Annotated in this window: 14 protein-coding genes; 1 reads left to right on the top strand and 13 read right to left on the bottom strand. The window is 75.5% G+C overall.

The window, feature by feature from the left end; translation table 11 throughout:
- Positions 1–17: 17 nt before the first annotated feature.
- Entirely contained in the window at positions 18–686 is a 669-nt protein-coding gene (locus E2B92_RS28845) for a hypothetical protein (RefSeq protein WP_126888804.1), read from the top strand.
- A gap of 24 nt (positions 687–710) precedes the next feature.
- Here the strand turns inward: E2B92_RS28845 and E2B92_RS28850 are convergent, their stop codons facing one another.
- Genes E2B92_RS28850 through E2B92_RS28910 form a run of 13 tightly spaced genes read right to left on the bottom strand, consistent with a single transcriptional unit; the run spans position 711 to position 18,384 of the window.
- Positions 711–1,049 carry a hypothetical protein gene (locus tag E2B92_RS28850; RefSeq protein ID WP_133087745.1) on the bottom strand — a complete coding sequence of 113 codons (339 nt, stop codon included), beginning with the start codon at positions 1,047–1,049 and terminating at the stop codon, positions 711–713.
- A gap of 5 nt (positions 1,050–1,054) precedes the next feature.
- Positions 1,055–3,229: an ATP-binding protein gene (locus E2B92_RS28855; RefSeq protein ID WP_126888353.1), complete on the bottom strand. Its 2,175-nt coding sequence runs from the start codon at positions 3,227–3,229 to the stop codon at positions 1,055–1,057.
- 5 nt (positions 3,230–3,234) lie between these two features.
- Positions 3,235–5,016 carry a hypothetical protein gene (locus E2B92_RS28860; protein ID WP_235024024.1) on the bottom strand — a complete coding sequence of 594 codons (1,782 nt, stop codon included), beginning with the start codon at positions 5,014–5,016 and terminating at the stop codon, positions 3,235–3,237.
- Positions 5,013–5,552 carry a hypothetical protein gene (locus E2B92_RS28865; RefSeq protein WP_126888352.1) on the bottom strand — a complete coding sequence of 180 codons (540 nt, stop codon included), beginning with the start codon at positions 5,550–5,552 and terminating at the stop codon, positions 5,013–5,015. Before E2B92_RS28865 ends, E2B92_RS28860 begins: the two co-directional genes overlap by 4 nt.
- A 2-nt stretch (positions 5,553–5,554) precedes the next feature.
- Positions 5,555–6,694, bottom strand: coding sequence for a hypothetical protein (locus tag E2B92_RS28870; RefSeq protein ID WP_126888351.1), 1,140 nt, complete (start codon positions 6,692–6,694; stop codon positions 5,555–5,557).
- Positions 6,691–8,715, bottom strand: coding sequence for a hypothetical protein (locus tag E2B92_RS28875; protein ID WP_126888350.1), 2,025 nt, complete (start codon positions 8,713–8,715; stop codon positions 6,691–6,693). The genes E2B92_RS28870 and E2B92_RS28875 overlap by 4 nt, the downstream gene beginning before the upstream one ends.
- 2 nt (positions 8,716–8,717) lie before the next feature.
- Positions 8,718–10,058, bottom strand: a complete 1,341-nt coding sequence (locus E2B92_RS28880) for a hypothetical protein (protein ID WP_126888349.1) — start codon at positions 10,056–10,058, stop codon at positions 8,718–8,720.
- A 12-nt stretch (positions 10,059–10,070) separates the two neighbouring features.
- Positions 10,071–12,074 carry a phage tail protein gene (locus E2B92_RS28885; protein WP_126888348.1) on the bottom strand — a complete coding sequence of 668 codons (2,004 nt, stop codon included), beginning with the start codon at positions 12,072–12,074 and terminating at the stop codon, positions 10,071–10,073.
- Positions 12,071–14,110, bottom strand: a complete 2,040-nt coding sequence (locus E2B92_RS28890) for a putative baseplate assembly protein (RefSeq protein WP_133087746.1) — start codon at positions 14,108–14,110, stop codon at positions 12,071–12,073. The genes E2B92_RS28885 and E2B92_RS28890 overlap by 4 nt, the downstream gene beginning before the upstream one ends.
- Entirely contained in the window at positions 14,107–16,047 is a 1,941-nt protein-coding gene (locus tag E2B92_RS28895) for a putative baseplate assembly protein (RefSeq protein ID WP_133087747.1), read from the bottom strand. The genes E2B92_RS28890 and E2B92_RS28895 overlap by 4 nt, the downstream gene beginning before the upstream one ends.
- Positions 16,044–16,508: a GPW/gp25 family protein gene (locus E2B92_RS28900; RefSeq protein WP_133087748.1), complete on the bottom strand. Its 465-nt coding sequence runs from the start codon at positions 16,506–16,508 to the stop codon at positions 16,044–16,046. The genes E2B92_RS28895 and E2B92_RS28900 overlap by 4 nt, the downstream gene beginning before the upstream one ends.
- The gene (locus E2B92_RS28905) at positions 16,505–17,206 is read right to left on the bottom strand and encodes a phage baseplate assembly protein V (protein ID WP_126887723.1); all 702 of its coding nucleotides are present in this window, start codon (positions 17,204–17,206) and stop codon (positions 16,505–16,507) included. Before E2B92_RS28905 ends, E2B92_RS28900 begins: the two co-directional genes overlap by 4 nt.
- Positions 17,203–18,384 carry a phage late control D family protein gene (locus tag E2B92_RS28910; RefSeq protein WP_126887722.1) on the bottom strand — a complete coding sequence of 394 codons (1,182 nt, stop codon included), beginning with the start codon at positions 18,382–18,384 and terminating at the stop codon, positions 17,203–17,205. The genes E2B92_RS28905 and E2B92_RS28910 overlap by 4 nt, the downstream gene beginning before the upstream one ends.
- Position 18,385: the final 1 nt, after the last annotated feature.

An 18,385-nucleotide genomic window follows, 5' to 3' on the forward strand; every position in this document is an offset into this window, starting at 1 on the left:
CGAACAGAGGAAGACCGATGGAACCCGCGATCGCCCGAGCGATCTCCCTCGAGGTGGGACACCCTGAGCCCTTCGCTGACGACGAGCTCGACACCATCGTGACCCTGGGGGTTCTGCATGCCCGCAGCATCTCCGGACTCGAGCGCTGTCCCTCCCTCCGAGTCCTGGTCCTGTCCGGCTACGGCGCCGGTGACCTCCCCGACCTCGGAAGGTTTTCCGACCTGTCCAGCGTCACGGTCTCGGACAGCGACCTTCGCGATCTCAGGCTGGTGCACACGGCGACCTCGCTGCTTTCGCTGAACGTGGAACGCAGCCTCGTCTCGGACATCTCTCCCACCGTGGAATGCGCCGGGCTGGGTTGGCTCGACGTCACGGGCAACCCCCTGTCGGACGAGTCGTACCGGGAGGTTCTGCCCGAACTGCGCGCCAAGGGCGTGGACGTACGGGCTTCGGAGGAACGGGAGTGGTCCCTCACCCGCGCGCTGCACGATGCGGGCCTCCCGTTCGCCTACTGCCTTCACGGCGACCACCACCGTCTGTCCCGTCCGGGCCTGACCCGCACCGGCAACCCCGAGGGGGGCCACATCAGCATCTCCCCCGAGGAGTTGGAGCACCTCCTGGCGACCAGCCCCGAGGACATCGAGCCCCTCTTCGACGACCCGAACCGGACACCGCGTCACGTGTGACGCCACGAGGCGAGTGAGAGGATCTCACCGACCGGGGGTGTCCTTCCGCCGCGTCGCCAGCGGCACCATCGGCACATGCGGTGCGGCCCCGGCTGCCTGCGTCACGGCTTTCGCCACGGCGGCGTTACCGGCCTGGTCCTGAGCAGCCGCGAGCATCGGTGCTCCGTGGATCGGCGGCTTCGCGTGCGCGGCCCGGGCTGTCAGAGCGTTGCTCACCAGCACCGGCACCACCTGTACCGGCACCGGTGCCGGGGTGGTGGCCGGTGGGGAGTGGTGGGTGGCTGTCGCGGTGTCCTGGGCGCGGGCCGGGGGGACCGGGGCGAGGAGGCGGTGCAGCGAGAGCGGGGGTTCGGTGGGCAGCATGCGGGTCACCCCTGGTGTGCGGCGTCGAGGAGGTGGGCGTGGGGGCCGAGTTCGGAGGGGCGGAGCAGGCGGGCCTCGCGCTGGAACTGGCGCGCCACTCCGCGGACCACGTGCCGCATGTGGATCGCGTCGCCGCCGCTGTCGGCCGCGGCCAGGGCGGCGGTGCGGGCCGCGGCGGTGATGCCGGCGCCCGTCATGTCCAGGCGGGCCAGCGCGTCCAGGTCGACGTTGGGGGCGAGCGGGGCCTCGTCGGGGAAGGCCAGCCGCCACAGGCGGCGCCGCTCGGATGTGCCGGGGCGGGGGAAGTGGACCACGAAGTGGAAGCGACGGGTGAACGCGGGGTCGATGTTGTCCTTGAGGTTGCTGGTGAGGATCACCAGGCCGTCGCTCGCCTCCAGGCGCTGGAGCAGGTAGCCGACCTCCATGTTGGCGTAGCGGTCGGTGCCGTGCTTGACGTCGCCGCGCTTGCCGAACAGGGCGTCGGCCTCGTCGAAGAGCAGCACCGCGTGGCTCTCCTCGGCCTGCCGGAACGCGGTCTCCATGTTCTTCTCCGTCTCCCCCACCCATTTGGAGACGACCTGGGCCAGGTCCACCTTGAGCAGTTCCAGGCCGAGCATGCCGGTGACGATCTCGGCGCTCATGGTCTTGCCGGTGCCGGGCTCGCCGGTGAAGAGGGCCTTGACCCCGCCGTGCGCCGAGCGGCGGGCGAAGCCCCAGGTCTCGGAGATGCGGGGCCAGGCGCGGAACGCCGAGGCGATCTCCAGGATCTGCTGGAACTGGACGTCGGGCAGCACCAGGTCGTCCACGGTGCGCCGGGGCGCGATGGAGCGGACGGCGCTGCCGCTGCGCCCCCGGGTGACGGTGGCGATGGCGGGTTCCACGTGGTCGGCGACCGGTTCGGGCTGTCCGTTGCCGGCGAGGCGGGCCCCGGCGTCCGCGACCGAGGCCACGGCGCGCAGTTCGCCGCCGCTCATCCGGTACCGCACGGCGAGGTCCTCCAGGAGGGTGCCGTTCAGGTCCGGGAGCGCGGCCGACCACATGGCGCGCCGGTCGGTGAACCCCGGTGCGGGCACCGTGAGTTCGGCGTACGCACGGGCGGCGAGGAGGGGTGCCGGGCGCCATGGCTTGAGGCCGGTCAGGCACACCGGGACGCGTGAGCGCAGCAGCGCGGCGGACAGGTGGTCGGCCCGCTCCCGCCCCTGTTCGCCGAGCAGGTCGTCGGTGGGGACCCACAGCACCGCGCCCAGGGCGCCGGCCATCCGCAGGTCGGCCTCCGGGTCGCCGGTCAGGGTCCGCAGCGGTGTGCCGGCCGCCCGTGCCAGGGCCTGTACGGCGTCCATCTGGCCGTCGGGCGGGGAGCCCCACAGCCCGGCCAGGTCGATGCCGCCCGTGGCCAGTGCGCGGCCGAGGCGGGTGAGCCGGTCGGAGGCCAGGTGCGGGGCCAGGAGGCGGTGGTCGGGCGGCGGGACCTCGCCGGGGTCGTGGCCGAGCAGTCCGGCGTCGGTGCCCCAGCCGAGCAGGAAGTCCAGGACGCCGGGGCCCAGGACGAGTTCCTGCGCGAGCTCGACGGCGGACTCGCCGTGGGTCCGCAGCAGCCCGTACCGCCGCAGGGGCCCGGCCGGTCCGAGGGCCCGGCGCAGGGCGAGCCGGGCGGACGCGCCCGTGTCGCGGTCGCCGCCGCCTGGGTCCTCGGCGCTTACCGGGGCCTCGGGGTGCTGGGAGCCCGCGGTGTTCAGTGCGCCGACCGTGACCAGCAGTTCCACGCTCGGCAGCCGCCGGTTCAGGTTGTCGACGATGTACGCGTAGATCCGTTCGTACCCCCGGTCGAGTTCGGGCGCGGCCACCAGGAGCAGGGCGTCCTGTTCGGCGCGGGTCAGGCCGAACCTGGTGGCGAGCGCGTCCAGGGGCAGGACCGCGCCCCGGGCCGAGGTGCGGCGCCTCAGCTCCCGCTCGGCCTCCGGTTCGGGGCGCGGGGGTGCCTCCGGTCCGGGCAGGGCGTCGGTGAAGGCGTGCACCTCGCCGAGCAGCACGTCGACCTGCTCGTCGGTCACGCAGTACGGCGTGAGGTCCGGGCGGGTGAGGCGGGCCGCGAGCCGGGCCTGCCGCTCGACGGCGGCGCGCAGCGCCCGGTGCAGGTCCGCGAGGCGGATGCGCAGGTGTTCCAGCGCCGGTTCCCCCATGTGGGTCACCCTCCCGAGAAGGTCAGGGCCCGCCCGCCCAGCCACGGCACGTCCGCGACGTCGGCGAGCAGCCCGCCGCGCAGGAGGTCCGCGTGGCGCCGTCCCATGGGGACGCGTACCCGGACGGCGGCGCGCTCGAACCGGACGGTGGCCTCCAGGTCGGCGAAGCGGTGCAGGGCGGACAGCGGGTCCGGGGTCTCACGGTCGCGCCAGAGCGTCCAGGCGATGGTGGACAGGCCCAGGGCGGCGGCCAGGGTGACGGTGCGCTCCAGTGCGCCGTCGGCCGCGAGCGGTACGGCCCGGCGCTCGGCCACCAGGGCGGTGACGAGGTCGGCGCACCGGTCCGCGTGGGCGGGCAGTGAGGCGGCCGGGCGCGGGTCGGCCGGCCGCCGGGTGGCGCCGGTCCACAGGGGCGTGCGCCAGGGCAGCCGCGTGACCGGGTCGCCGCGCAGCGGCCGCACGCCGGTCAGGAACGGTACGCCCGCCGCGTCCAGTTCGCGCAGCGTGCCGGTGGGCAGGGGGCCGTCGCAGATCAGCACGGCCGGCCGGCCGCAGGCCCGCCAGTGCGGCAGCAGTGCCGCGGCGTCCGTGGTCCAGGCGACGGGGAACATGCCCTGGGCGTCGACGAGGAGGAGCCCTCCGTCGGCGCCGGTGAGCAGCAGGGGGTCGGCGGGGTCGTGGCCGCGGCACACCGCGAGCGCGAGGACCCCGTCGAGTACCGGGAGCGCGGGGCGGGCGAGGCGGGCGAACGCGGCCAGCCGCTCCTCGGGGACGGGCGGTTCGAGCCCGGCGAACACGGCGGCCGTCTCGGTGTCGTGTTCGCCGCGCCGCCAGCCGCGCTCGGTCACGCCGAGGACCTTGTACGCGAGGGCGGCGGCGAACAGCGGTGCGTACTCGGTGAGTTCGGCACCGGCCAGGGCGGGGCCGATGGCGTCGAGGTACCCGATCCGGGCCAGTGGGCCGGTGAGCAGGAAGGGCAGTGCGGAGCGGACACGCACCTCTCCGGTGGCGCGCCCGGCAACGGGGCCCGGCGGCGGGGCCGGTTCGGCGGTGTCCGGGGAGGGCTCGCCCGCGAGGGCGCGGGCCAGGCGTGCCACGTCCTCGCGGTCGGCCGTGGTGACGTAGGCGGCGAGCAGTCCGGGCAGGTCCCCGGTGGCGGCGCCCGCGAACGGGTCGCGGAGGGGCTCGGGCAGCAGATCGGCGGGCCACCCGGGGCCGGCCCGCCGGGCGAGTTCGGTGAGGAGCCGGGCGGCCGCGGTCCGGTCGTCGGCGAGCAGGGCGGTCACGTAGGTGACGAGGGACTCCTCGGGCAGCAGGGCGAGCAGCGCGTCCAGTTCGCCCCGCTCGGCGAGTTCGCCGAAGAGGGCGGCGGCCACGGGCGCGGCCCACGGGGCCGCCGGGGCGGCGAAGGACTCCTCGAACGACACCTCGTCCGGGGGCGGCCCGGCGGGGACCTCGGCCATGGTGACGGGTGAGAAGCGGACCTCGGCGGAAGTGGCTGAGCGGCCGAACCGGCCGAATGCGCCGGGCCGGACGGTGACGATCACCGGTTCGGTGATCTCCACGTCCGGTCCGTCGCCGGCCAGTTGGGGCGCGAAGTGGTCGGCCAGCAGGTCCGGGAGGGTGTCGACCACGTCGCGCACCAGGGCGCGCGGGTCCGGTCCCCAGCTCCACCCACCGCGCCGGACCACCGTCACGGTGCACCGGTGCACCGTGATCTCACCGGTGTCCCCGGTGTCCCGGGGGTCGCCGGTGTCCCCGGTGGTCCGTGCGGCGGGCCCGGTCACGTCACGGCCTCCTTCTCCAGGCGGCCCGCCCAGCCCGCCACCAGCGCCAGCACGCCGTGCGTGCCGCCGGAGGTGAGGGTCAGGGGCAGTGTCACCTCTCTGTGCTGGGCGGGGATCTCCCCGGCGAGTACGTGCGTCTCCTGGTCGTCGGAGACCAGGACGACCGCCTTGGCGGCCCGGGGCACGGGGACCTTCACGGTGAGGGTGACCCCGTCCGCCGCCAGGGCGATGCCGCCGTCGCCGGTCCAGGCGGGCAGGCGCAGCAGGGTGGGTTTGGGCTTGCCCTCGGGGCTCAGCTCCACGCCGAAGGCCAGCGGGTCGGCGAGGACCCCCGGTTCGTCGTCCACGGACGCCACGGCGAGTTCCCTGGCGTTCAGCGGGAGGGTGGCGGTGCGGCCGCCGCCGAGGGAGACGCGCAGCGGCAGCTCGCGTCCGACGAGCGTCTCCGGGCCGGGCGGGGTGCCGCCGGCCCCGGTCAGGTCGAGCGCGCCGACGACGTGGCCCGTGCCGATCGCGTACACCACGGTGAGAGCCACCGTCAGCCACCTCCGTTCGTCGCCGCGACCGTCGCCAGGACGAGGAAGTCGACGGCTCCGGGTCGTTCGACCACCGTGACCGGGATGGCCAGAGGGTCGTACAGACGCTGCCGGCACCTGACTCTGCGGTCGTCGTCCACGGCCGCCTCGACGGTGCTGACGAGGGTGGAGTCCGTGGCGGTGGGCGGTGTGCGCGGGGTGAGCCGCACATGGATGACGACCCGCCCGTCGGCGACCTGTTCCGGGGTGACGCCGGACGGCAGCGGCAGCAGCATCCCGTCGGTGGCGGTACCGGACGTCACCCGGTTGCTGCCGCCCGCCGTCCGGCCGCTGACGCTGCCCTCGACGGTGAGGTTGCCGTTGGCGGCGACGGTCAGCAGCGGGGCGACGGTGCCGCTGCCCTGGTACAGGCCGAAGACCAGGCTCGGCCGGTCGCCGCCGGACAGGACGAGCGCGGGCTCGCCCTCGGTGACGGCCGGGGCCGTGCGGAGGGTCAGTGAGCCGGACCGGGCCGAGACGGTGTCCGCGCGGACCCCGGCGAACCGCACCGGCACGTGGCGCGCCTCTCTCTCCACGCCGCTGAAGTGGCCGTCCGTCCAGCGGACGTAGCCGAGCAGGACGAGCCAGCGGGCGGGCGGGGCGGACGGCGGGGCGCCGGTCGCGGGCGGGCGCTGTTCGTCGACGAGCCGCTCGTCGCCGAGGCGGCCGAAGAGGATCTGGTACGACTCCTCCACACGCGTCCGGGTGGCGCCGCCGGTGCACGGGACGGGGCCCGGGGCCCTGGCCGGTTCGCGGTCCGCCGCGGTGAGGAAGACCGGGTAGGGCTCGTCCGTGGGCCGGTCGGCGCCGTTGACCTCCTCGAAGTCGCTTTCGCGCAGCACCACCGGGTCGGTGAGGACCACCTCCCGGCCGGTGCCGTCGAGGGCGACCCCCGGTGCCACGCTGACCTCGACGTACCGGGCGTTGGTCCGCGGGTCGGTGCGGGCCTGCGTGACCAGGTCCAGCCCCTCGGCGATGCCCCAGTCGTGCAGGTGCCGCGCGTGCCGGGCGGCCAGGCCGCGTGCGTACTCCACGGTGGCCGACAGGTCCGAGGCGGCCAGCACCTGGCCCTCGTGGAACGTGGGGCGCAGCGGGCCGGTCATGGCGTCTCCCCGGGCTTCTGGCCGCGCGAGGAGCGGCCGCGCCTGGCCGGGCGCCTGGTGGGCTCCTCGCGGTCGGGCGGCGCGTCCGGCGTCTCCTCCGGTGCCCCGTCCGCCGTACCGTCCGGCGCGCCGCTCGTCGTGCCGTCCGTGCCGCCGGCCGGTCCGGCGGGTGCCCGGACCTGCTCGCGGAGCCGGGCCATTTCGGTCTGCGCGCTGCCGAGCTGGGTGCGCAGGCCCTCCAGGGCGGAGGTGAGACCGGCGACCTGCGTGCGCAGCACGGCCAGCTCGTGCATGCTGTCGGTCACTTCGCTGGGGGTCGTGTAGACCTGTTCGTGCAGCGCCTTGGGCGGTGTCTCGCCGGGCGCGGGGGTGAGCAGCAGGGACAGCATCTCCTCCAGGTCCCCGGTGCGCGGCCAGTCGCCGAGCAGTCCCGTGGCGTACGGCCGCGGCACGTCGCCCTCCGGCGGGAGCTGCGGCCCGGGGTGGCGGGGCGCGGGCCGGCAGCACAGCCGCTCGGCAAGCTCCCGCAGCCGGTACAGCTTGGGCAGCCACTCGCCGTACGCCGACCCTCCGGGCAGTACCTGCTCCCGGGTGGCCGAGCAGATCCGTACGACGTCGCAGCCGTCCAGTTCGACGTGGGCGAGCAGGACGTCGGTGTCCGTGCAGTCGCCGCAGGGCGGGTTGAGCGTGGCGCACGCCGTGTCGGTCAGGAAGCGCCGCAGCGCCACGGTCAGCGCGGCCGTCGCCTCGGCGATCCGCTGCACCTCGGCGACGGTCGCGCGCTCGGTGCTGTCCGGCGGCGGGGCCGGCAGCGGCGGTGGTACGTCGACGGCGGCGACCTCCGTGCGCAGCCCGCAGTCGCCGCCCCCGCCGGACTGGTCGAGCCGGCACAGCAGCCACTCCCGTACCAGGCCGAGGTCCGCGCGGAACTCCACGCGCAGGGCGTGGCTCAGGGGGGTGCCCTGGGCCAGCATGCGCACTTCCAGCGGCGCGTCGGCGTCGCCCTGTTCGGGGACGATCCGGGTGGCCGTCTCGGTGACGACCGCGCGGGCGAGCGAGCGGCGCAGGGGGTCGGGCCACGCCGCCTCCTGGTCGGTGGCGGCGAGCCGGCCGCAGGCCGTGCCGAGCAGGCCGCGGGCCTCCTGGACCGTGCCGAGGTCGGGGTACTCGCCGGTGAGCCGTCGCCGCCCGGCCGCGTCGTGGGTGTCGAACCGGGCCACGGCACTGGCGAGGGCGCGGACGTGCTCGGTCATCTCCCGGGCCGCCGGGGGCGGCGGCGGGCCCTCGCCGGCCGCGTTCTGCCGCAGCCAGGCCAGGGAGGTGGCGTACCGCCCGGCGTCGGCGGCGTCGAAGCGGAAGGTGCGGCCGATGGCCGCGGCGGCGGTGGACAGGGCGTCCAGGTAGTGCTGGAGCCGCCGGTCGCGGGTGCGCGCCCGGTCCGCCCGGGTCAGGTCGCCGATGCCGGCGAGGAGGCGGGTGCCGGGGTTGTGGCGGTGGTCCTCGTCGTCGGCGCACTTGACGACGAACCGGAACCCCTCCTGGACGCGGGAGGGCACACAGCCCGGCGACGGGCAGGGCTCCTCCGTGGCGTACGGTGCCACCGGCTCGACGGGCTGCTCGTGGTAGCGCACGTAGAGGCCGTAGCGGCGCCCGCCCTCGTCGTCGCAGTCCTCCCCGCAGTCCACGCCGAGGGCGCTGACGCGCCGCTCCCGCACCAGGGCCTGCACGTCGACCTGTTCGGTGCACGACACCACGATGTCGTTGCCGGCGCAGTCCAGGGCGTGCCCGGGGTGCACGGCCACGGTTCCGCCGCCGCAGGGCGCGCAGGTGACGCCGAGGCCGCAGATGACGCCCGGCCCGTACAGGGACCGGTTGTGCAGTCTGCTCTTCGCGGTCGTGTAGTCGACCAGCAGGCCGAGGTCGTCCTCGGTCAGCAGTTGGCCCGCGAAGAAGCGAGGGCGTACGAAGGCGGAGGTGCGGGTGGCGTCGCCACCGCAGCCGCATCCGCAGTCTGTTCGCATGATCAGCGCTCCTTCACGAAGAACCAGCTCTCGAAGACGTCCCCGCCGGCGCCGGTGCCGGACGTCCAGGGACCGATGCCTGACGGCGGGAGGTCGCATCCCGGTGGGGATGCCGGGCTCGTGGCGCCGTCGGTCGTCCCCGCGTCCGTCGCCGCGCCGGCGTCCGTGGTCGTGCCGGCGTCGTCGATGAGCGGTACGCGTCCGCCGACGTGGGTGCCGTCGACCGGGCGGCAGCAGCGGTCCAGGATGAAGGCGGACCGGACCGTGATCATGACGCGGTCGCCGTCCTGGAGCGTCTCGCGGGTGGTCTGGCGGTAGCGGAAGCGTTCGGTGAACTCGTCGCAGTCGTCGTCCGGTTCGGCGAAGGTGCCGCCCATGTACCAGGTGGAGGCGTTGCGGCCGCTGCCGCCCTCGATCACCTGGAGCTCCACCACTCCGGGGCGCAGGCAGTCGGTGCGTACCCCGGCGGAGAACCGCACCACCAGCCCGCCGTCCTCGTCCTGGGTACCGAGCAGCGCCTTGGCCTCGTCGATGGTGTAGGTGTGCCCGTGGATCCAGTTGATGCCGGTGATCACCGTGGGCAGGTGGCGGCCGAAGGGGCGGCGTACGTTCATGTGGATCTGGTGCCGGCGCACCGGCCGGTGCCAGTCCACGCAGTCGATCCGCGCCAGCCAGAGCACCTTGTGGTCGCACGGGGCGCAGCAGGTGTCGCAGCGATCGTCCACGGGCGGTTCGCACCCGGTGACGCGGATCTTGTAGCACTCCTCCGTCCAGCCGTACTCGCAGTCGGAGGTGTCCGCGCAGGCGTCGTTGTAGACGGCCCGGGTGGGTTCGACGGCCCGCTCGCCGTACGTGATGCCGACCCACACCGTGTCGGTGTCCCGCTCGTGGTGGGGCAGGGCCTTCCACAGGTCGACCACGCAACCGCCGCGCACCACGACCTCGTTGCCGTCGCAGTCCACGGCGAGGCCGGGGGTGATCCGCACCTTGGCCTTGCGCTCGGTGTGCTCGGGCCCGGTGCGGCTCTCCCCGGCGGGCGCGGAGTGCTCCTCGGTTCCGGCGGCCGGGTGCTCCTCGGCCGCCGGTTCGTCGGCCTCCGCGGCCGGGCCGGCCGCCGTCCCGCCGGGCGGGCAGTCGTCATCCGCCGGAACCGGCTCCACGAACAGGCCGCACACCACGCCGTAGCCGAGCAGGCAGCGCATGCGCAGCTTCAGCTTCTCGCGGTGGTAGTCCTGCTCGCGCTGGAAGTCCCTGGCGCCCAGCATCTGTCCGTGGAAGTAGCGCAGCCTGCGCAGCGGCGGTGCGTCGAGCCCCGCCGTCCTCGGTGTTCCCGTCTCCGTCATCTCCCCGTCCTCTCACGACACTTGTGTATGCACACCGACGGCGGAGACGACTCCCACGCCCACCCCTCGGCGCATTCCTGCGGGTCCCGGCCTGAGCACCCCGTCGCGGTTGAGCCGCAGCGGGTTCCGGCCGCCCAGCACGGGCGGCGGCAGTGGTACGAACGCGGTGTCCACGCCGACCGTGGACCGGGAGCCGACCACGAATCCGGCTCCGCCGGTCCGTACCGACCCCACCGTGTGGGCGGGCGCCTGGCGCTCCACCAGCCGTCGCAGCGCCCCCGGATCGGCCGATCCGGCGGGCAGGAGCACCCGGAACCGGTGCGCGTGCGCGGTCAGTGGATCGGTGTCGGGGTTCCCGTACGCGCGCAGTGGCGCCGCGCCCAGGGCGGAGCCGCCGGCCCGGAAGCGGCTCGCCGACCGGCCGAACAGCCGTACCGAGCCCAGGCCCTGTGCCCGCGCGGGGAGCCCTTCCTGACCCGGCGCCGGTCCCGGCCGCCCCTGCTGCCCCACGGCCGCGCGCAGGTGCGCCCAGCGGCGGTCCGTGGCGAGTTCGTCGATCACGGGGGCCATCCCGAACACGATGCGCACCGCTTCGCGCAGCGCCCAGGGCGTGCCGCGGCGCCGGTACAGCTCGGGGGCGGCGGCCAGGAGCGCGCGCCGGGTCCGCGCGTCCCATCCCGCCTCGAAGGACAGCCCGAGCAGCCCGGCGAGCCACGGCAGTACCCGGTCCGGGACGCCGGCCGGGTCGAGGAGCGCCGGGTAGCGCTCGATGACCCGGTCGACGTCGGCGAGCGTGGCGTCGAACAGCGACAGGAACCGCTCGGTGAAGTCGTCGGCCGCCGGGTCCTGGCGGAAGGCGGGCGGCAGCAGGTCGGCGCTGGTCGCCCGGGGGAAGTCCAGCCGGACGCGGTGCACGAGCGGAGTCGCGCCGCCGTCGCCCGACAGCCGCAGCCGCAGCCGCAGGTAGCGGCCGGGCGGCTGGTCGACGAGGAAGTCCGTGACGCCGGGTGGCGACACCTGCCAGTCGCTCTCCTCGTACCGGCCGTCCTCGGTGACGACGACACCGACCGACACGGCCGTGCCCGCCGGCACCTCGGCGTCCACGCGCACGCGGTGCCAGCGGCAGCGTGACAGGCCGCTGTCGACGAGGGTGGTGAGGTACGAGCCGCTCGTCACGTACGCGCCGGCCGGCCGGGGCGCGGTGTCCCGGGGCAGGCCGTGCCAGGTGTGGCCGTGGGTCCGCGGCCCGTCCGGGCCCTTCTCGGTGAGGCGGAACCCTTCGTCGTCCACCGAGGTGAGCGCGGACGGCGGCAGCGCCCGGGCCAGTTCGGCAGGGGTGACGGTACGGAAGGGCCGCCCGCGGCCGCCCCGGTGGATGCGCAGCCGGGTCCCGTCGTCGGTGAGCAGCCACACCGTGCGCCCCGGCCCGGTGCGCAGCCCGGCGATCTCGCCGCGCGCCCCGGTGCGCAGCGTGCCGCGGAAGCCGCCGGACGAGCCGTACCGGAGCAGGTCGGTGCTGCCCTGACGGGCGATCAGGACCTCGTCGGCGGGGCCCGGCGCGGCCCACCGGGGCCGCCGCACCGGGATGACCGCGGCGAGCTGGGCGCCCTCGCGGCGCCAGACGAGCACCCGGTCGGTCTCCACCACGGCCAGCCGGTGGCCGCGCGCGGCGACCGAGACGGGAGCGCGCAGCGTGCCGGGGTCGCACGCGGGCGGCCACACGGGGCCGAACGCGCCGGTGCACGGGTCGCGGCGCAGCAGCCGCCGCTCCCCGGGGACGAGCAGGTACCAGGAGCACGGCCCGCACCCGGGTGCGAGGCGCGGGTCGGGGAACCAGGGCAGCAGCTCGTCGCGGGTGGGGCCCTCGGGCGCGGCGCCGGGGTGGGCGAGCCGGATGCCGGCCGGGTCGTCGAAGCCGACGACGCCGCCCGTGCCGGGCTCGCCGTCCGGGGTCTCGTCCCAGCCGACGTACGCGTCGAGCAGGCGGAAGGTCGCGGGGTGGGGGGTGCACGTCATGGCCGGTCTCCTACCGGGATCAGCAGCGGGCGCTCCGGCCAGACGAGGTCGTGGGGGCCGATCGCGTGGTCGGCGCAGGGCGGCAGCCGCGTCCCGTCGACGGTGAGCGAGAGCCGGGAGACGGCCAGCACCCCATCGACCGCGAGGAGGCGCCGGACGAGCGCGGTGTGCCGCAGGGCCCCGCCGAAGGGCCAGCCCGCGCCGTCCTCCCCGCCGCGCAGCGGGTCCAGGTGGGTGCGGATCGCGTCACCCGCGGCGGCCAGCACGACGGCCCGGTCGAGGCCGGGGTCGAGGGCGACCCAGGACTCGACGGCGACCCTGCGGTACGACGGGGCGGCCGCGACGACCGTGACCCCGGCGGGGGCCGCCTCGCGGGTCAGGAAGTCGGCGACGGCGCGCAGCGTCGCCGCGGTGGGGACGGGCGGCTCGGCGCCGCCGTCGGCGGGCGGCACGACGAGGACGCCCACGACGCCGGGGATCGGCGCCCCGGCGAAGTCGGGGTGCAGGCCGGGGACGCCCCGGGCGCGGGCGACCGACGCGCCGGGCGCGCGGGGGGCGAGCAGCCCGTAGTCCGCGGGGGCCACGGCGCGGCCGCGGGCGCGCAGTTCGCCGACGCCCCGGCGCATGGCGTCGGCGTCGGGCTCGGGGTCCGTGCCTCCCGAGGCGGGGAAGGGGTTGGTGACCCCGATGACGTACGGAAGGGCGGTCACCACGGAGTTGACGGCGCCCTCGGGCACGGCGCCGGCGCTGCCTCCGCCGACGCGGTAGCGGACGGCGCGGACGTTGCGGAATCCGGGCGGTACGGCGGCGCCGTGGACGCCGTCGCCGAAGGTCACTTCGCCGGTCGCGTGGTCGACGGTGAAGACCCGGTCGTCGGCGCCGTGCGCGGCCAGGCTCTCCACCTCCTGCCAGCGGGAGGCGGTCGCGGTGGTGGTGCCGAACACGTCGGCGCCGGGGTCGTCGTCGACCTCGATGACCACGGAGCCGGCGAGGATCGGTACCTGACTGAGTCTCATGCGGCGCCGGCCGCTCGCCCCGGGTTCCTGGATCGGTTGCAGCGGCTCGTCGCGGACGGTGCGGGCGGCCGTTGCGGCGACGGTGTTCAGGCGCAGCCCGGACAGCACCGGGGCGGGCCCGCCGAAGGAGCCGTGCGCGATCCGCAGGCACAGCCAGCGCAGCGGCGGACCGGTCCGGGCGGCGGGCGGGCCGCCGGGTTCCCAGGTGTGCGGAACCCGCAGCTCCACCGTTCCGCTCGCGCGGAAGCCGTCGGTGGAGTCGCGCACCAGCTCGGCGGGGACGAGCCGGGTGCCGTCCAGCACGTCCCAGCGCAGCAGGGGCGCGGGGGGCAGCGGCAGGGGGGTGAGGCCGCCGGAGCCGGCGGGCGCGGGCGGGGCGGGGGCGACGACGAAGCCCAGGGCGAGCCGCGGGTGGGGGGCGGCCGGGGCGGCGAGCCCGATCCACAGGCCGTTGCCGGGCTCCGGGTCGTGGCCGAACGGCGCGAACGGGCGGCTGGGTCCGGCCGGTCCGGTCGGCAGGGTCTGGAGCTTCCCGCCCTCCTGCACGGCGAGGGCGGCGAGGGTGGCGGGGGTGGCGTACAGGTCGTGGTCGGTCTCGTACACCACCTGTCCCGCCGGGCCGGACGCCGCGCTCTGGAAGCCGGCCGGTACGAGGACGGAGGCGCCGTCCGGCGGGTTCACGGTGAACTCCAGGAGGGCGGCCGCCGCTCCGGCCGGGCGCCGCCGCACCCCGGCGGTGGCCAGGTGTTCGGCCAGTACCTTCTCCGGAAGACGGTTGACGCGCGAGAGCACCGGCTCGGCCTGGGTGCCGAAGAGGCGGACGAGCGCGACTCCGGCGTCCTGGCGGTCGGGGTCGGTCCAGTCCGGGGTGTAGCCCGCGATCCGGCCGCGTACACCGGCCCGGACCGCCTCTCGGGTGGCGTCGGTCAGCTCCGGCTGGACACCGGTCGGTCCGGGGGCGGGGACGATCCGCCCCTCCTCGTCGCGGGCCGCCTTCTCCCACCACACGTCGCCGCTCATGCCAGCCCCTCCCCCGGTTCGACGGCGGGCACGATCCGGGTGCGGACGGCTCGCAGGACCGGCAGGTCGACGGGGCCGAGGGGCACTTCGCGGCAGTCCTCGCCGGGTTCCGCACCGTCGAGGCCGATGGCCACGGCGGTCACGACCGCGAGGTCGCCGAGCGCGCGCTGGGCGGCCCGCAGCAGGACGGAGGGGTGCAGCGGCTGTCCGAACGGCCAGCCGTCCCCTTCCTCACCGCCCACCAGCGGGTCCAGGTGGCGGCGCAGCGCCTCGGTGAGGACGGCGGACACGCGGGCCCGGTCGGCCGGGTCGCCCGACAGGTCGGCCCGCACGGCCACGTCCCGGTAGCGGGGCGCCCGGACGAAGACCTCGGTGGTGAGCAGCCGGGCCCGCTCCAGGTGGGCGGCGACGGCGCACAGCATGCCCGGGTCGGGCAGCGGCGCGGCGACGAAGCCCTCGCCCGTCGTGTCGTCGCGCGGCACGGCCGGGACGAGGTGGACGGTGACCGCGCCGGGCACCGGGGTGCACGGGTGGCCGGGGTGCTCGCCGAGGGAGGCGTACGCGCGGGCGACGGCGACGCCGGGTGTGGTGCGGGCGAGGGTGACGAAGTCGTCGGCGGTGACGGCGCGGGTCACCTCGCCGAGGGAGGCGGCGGCGCGCCGGCGCGCCTCGGTGACGGTCTCGGGGTCGGCGCCGCCTTCGGCGCGGACGAGGCTGGCGGCGGTGACGGCGGCCGGCAGGTCACCGGCCGGGACCCAGTTGGCGGTCATGCCGCCGTTGCCGGCCCGGCCGCCGCCGGTGGCGTACGTGACGCTCGCCTCGCGTCCGGGGCGGGGGATGCGGCCGGTGAGTCCGTCGCCGAACACCACGGCGCCCTCGGTCCGGTCGAGGACGAAGATCCGGTCGGCCGGGCCGCCGAAGGTGAAGTCCGGCACCGGCCGCCATTCCTCGTCCGCGAGGCTGACGCGCGCCTCCAGGAGCCGTTCGGCGGCCTCGGGCAGGAGCAGGTGCTGGCCGGGCAGTTTGAGCCAGGCGTCGGTCTGCTCCTGGAGGTGCTCGCCGCTCGCGGTGTGCCACTGGCGGTGGTGCGCGGCGGCGGCGTTGACGGCGAGGCCGAGCAGGCGCGGGGGTGCGGCGTGGGTCGCGGCCGGGGTGGACAGGAGGATGCCGGTGTCGCGGGTGGTCCAGTCGGCGGGCGGGTGGAGCCGGACGACGCCGGACCGCCTGAGCCCGCCCGTGCCGTCCTCGACCTTCGCGAAGGGTCCGTGGACGTCGGTGCCCGGCCGGAACCAGGACCAGGTCAGTTCGGCGGGCGGCGGTACGTCGGCGACGGCGCCGGGCAGCCAGGACGGCGCGGACGCGGCGGGCGCGTCCAGCTCGAACAGCAGGCCGATCGGGCCGGGCGCGGGGTGCGCCCCGGTGAGCGGCAGGGTGAAGCGGGCGCTCGCGGGGCCGCCGTGTCCCGCCAGGAGCGGGACGCCCCGGCGGGCGGGCAGGTCGGCGGTGCGGTCGCGGTCGGTCCACACGGTGACCGGGGTGCCCTCGGCGAGGGGGAAGACGGCCAGGTCGTCGTCGAGGGTGAAGACGATCCGCCCGGCCGGGTCGCGGGTGAGGGCCGTTCCGGCGGGCAGGACGGGGACGGCGGTGCCCGTCCGCCGGGCCGTGACGTGCAGGACGGTGGCGGCGGGGCGGGCCGGGCGCGGGGGTTCCAGGCCGAGCAGCCGCAGGATGGCGACCACGAGCGCGTCCGGCACCTGGTCGAGCCAGTACAGCCGTTGTTCGAGCAGGTAGGCGAAGAGTTCGAGGAGGGTGACGCCGGGGTCGACGGGGGCGTGCAGGGTCCAGGTGCCGTCGGACTCGGCGGGGATGCGGCGGCGGATGGCCGCCATCATGTCGGCCCAGGTGAGGTCGTCCAGCTTGGGTGCGGGCAGGGTCACGGCGTCCTCCCCGGGGAACCGGAGGGGCCGGAGGGCGCCGGGCCGGGGGCGGCCAGGGGCCCGCTGAGTCCGGTGAGTCCGGCGTAGAACGGGAAGACCAGGTTGGCCTTGGTGTTGCTGCGGCGGATGCGGTAGACGACGGAGACGGTGATCCGCGACGCGTCGGCCGGGTCGGCCTCGGCGCGGACCTCGTCGAGCTCCACCCGGGGCTCGTGGTCGCGGACGGCGGCGGCGATCGAGTTCTCCAGGTCGCGCAGGTTCTGCACGCTGCCGGGCGCGAAGACCAGTTCGTGCGCCCGCGTGCCGAGTTCGGGCCGCATGACGCGCTCGCCCGTGCCGGTGAGCAGCAGCGCCCGCAGGCAGTGCTCGATGCTCTCCTCGCCGACGGCGTACCCCAGCCGCCCGGACGCGTCGGGCAGGATCGGGAACCGCCAGCCGGTCCCGAGGAACTCCTCGCTCATGCGGTCCTCGCCTTCTTGGCCAGCACGGCGGGGGTGAGCGGCGGGGTGGGCGGTCCGGTGGGCCCGGCGGCGGACGGGTGGGTGTGCGTGTTGAACGCCTGGAGCAGCGCGTGGCCGAGGACGAGTGGCTCGGTGGCGCCGCCGCCGAGGTCGATGGAGGGGGAATCGACGGTCACCCTGGGCGCCTTGAGGGTGATCTCCCCCTGCGCGGTCACGGTGACGCTGCCGCCCTCGGCGGCGGTGATCCGGATCTCCTTGCCCTGGTCGTCGAGCTCCACCACGTGGCCGGCGGCGGAGGTGACGCGTACGGCGGCCTGGGAGCGGGTGTCGTCGAGGAGCACCTCGTGCCCGTGCCGGGTGCGGATGACCTTCTGGTCGCGGCCCTCGGTGCGGGCGGTGGGCGGCTTGTCCTTGCCGTTGTAGAGGCCGCCGAGCACGATCGGGAAGCGCATGTCGCCGTGGACGAAGGCGACGAGGACCTCGTCGCCCTTCTCGGGCACGAACACGGTGCCGTAGCCGTGGCCGGCGTAGAGCTGGCTGACGCGGATCCAGTCGGTGACGGTGACGTCGTCGAACCAGGGGAACTTGAGTTTCACCCGTCCCTCGTCGTCGCCCTCGTTGTCCACGACGAGCGCCTCGACGACGCCGTAGTACCGCTTGTCGGTGCTGCGGGCCCGCGGTGTGGTCCTGGTGGTCACTGGTCCCCCTGGTGGATGCGCCGTCCGGTGAACTGGGTGAAGAAGCCACCGGTGTTGAGCGTGTGCTCGACGCGTTTGACGAAGTACATGCCGGAGAAGCGGCGCCCGAGGCCGTGGATCTCCAGGTTGTCGCCGGGGCGCAGCTCGGGCAGGCCCGCGACCTTGCCGGTGGCGGTGATGAACTCGTACGCGCGCTCCCGCAGCAGGCTGATGGCCAGTTCGCGGGCCTCCTGGTCGCTGCCGACGGGTGCGTCGACGAGGACTTCCTGGCGGCCCTGGAGCGTGGACTCGGCGACCTGCGGCCCGCTCTGCCCGTCGGCGGTGTTCTGTCCGGCGGGGAGGTTCTCGGCGGTCGCGGTGAAGGCGATGGGCTGTTTGGTACGGGGGTCCCAGCCGCGCACGGTGACCTTGCTGACCTGCTGGGAGACCGTCAGGGTCGGGGTGAACTCCAGCAGGTTGGGGATCAGCCCGGCGGGCTGGGCGGTGGGGCCGGTCGACAGTCCCGGGGCGTAGGCCAGCCGGTACACCCGCATGGGGCGGCCGTCGCGGCCGTCGGTGGGCCTGATGAAGTACAGGGTGTCCTCGCCGGTCCGGGGGTCCGGCAGGATGTAGCAGTCGAAGTCCAGCCGCTTGGCCCGCTCCAGCAGGAACGTCGCGTCGTCCTGGTTCTTCTGCACCACCCGGTCGTGCGTGGGGCCCTCGCGGGTGACCTCGACGCGGAGGTGGTTGCGCTGGGCGATCTGCTCGGCGATCCGCCAGTCGGGCAGATTGCGGTAGATCTTGGTCTCGTTCTCGGTGGGCTTGCGGTCCTTGAGCCGCAGCAGCCCGTCCACCCCGCTGACCTGCACGGTGGGGGACGCGCTCTCGGTGAATTTGGGGCTGAGCGTGGAGATGGTCCCGGTGGCGACGGTGAGCAGCTTGTCGGCGTAGCCCAGCCGCACCGAGACCCGGCCGCCGAGCCGGAAGTCGGGCGAGTCGCTGTGCTTGAAGCGCAGGTTGGCGTCGTCCCAGTTGTTGAGGGTCAGGTCGAAGCCGGACATCTCGTCGATGTCCCGGTTCACCTTGATGTCGATGATGTCGTTCTTGGTGGAGGGGTCCATCTCCAGGCCCTCGATGCGCACCTCGAACTCGGGCGCGTACCGGTCGGGCGAGGCGACCTCGGGGGTGGGAGAGCTCATC

This window comes from Streptomyces sp. WAC05374 (genome assembly GCF_004353505.1).
GTDB lineage: Bacteria > Actinomycetota > Actinomycetes > Streptomycetales > Streptomycetaceae > Streptomyces.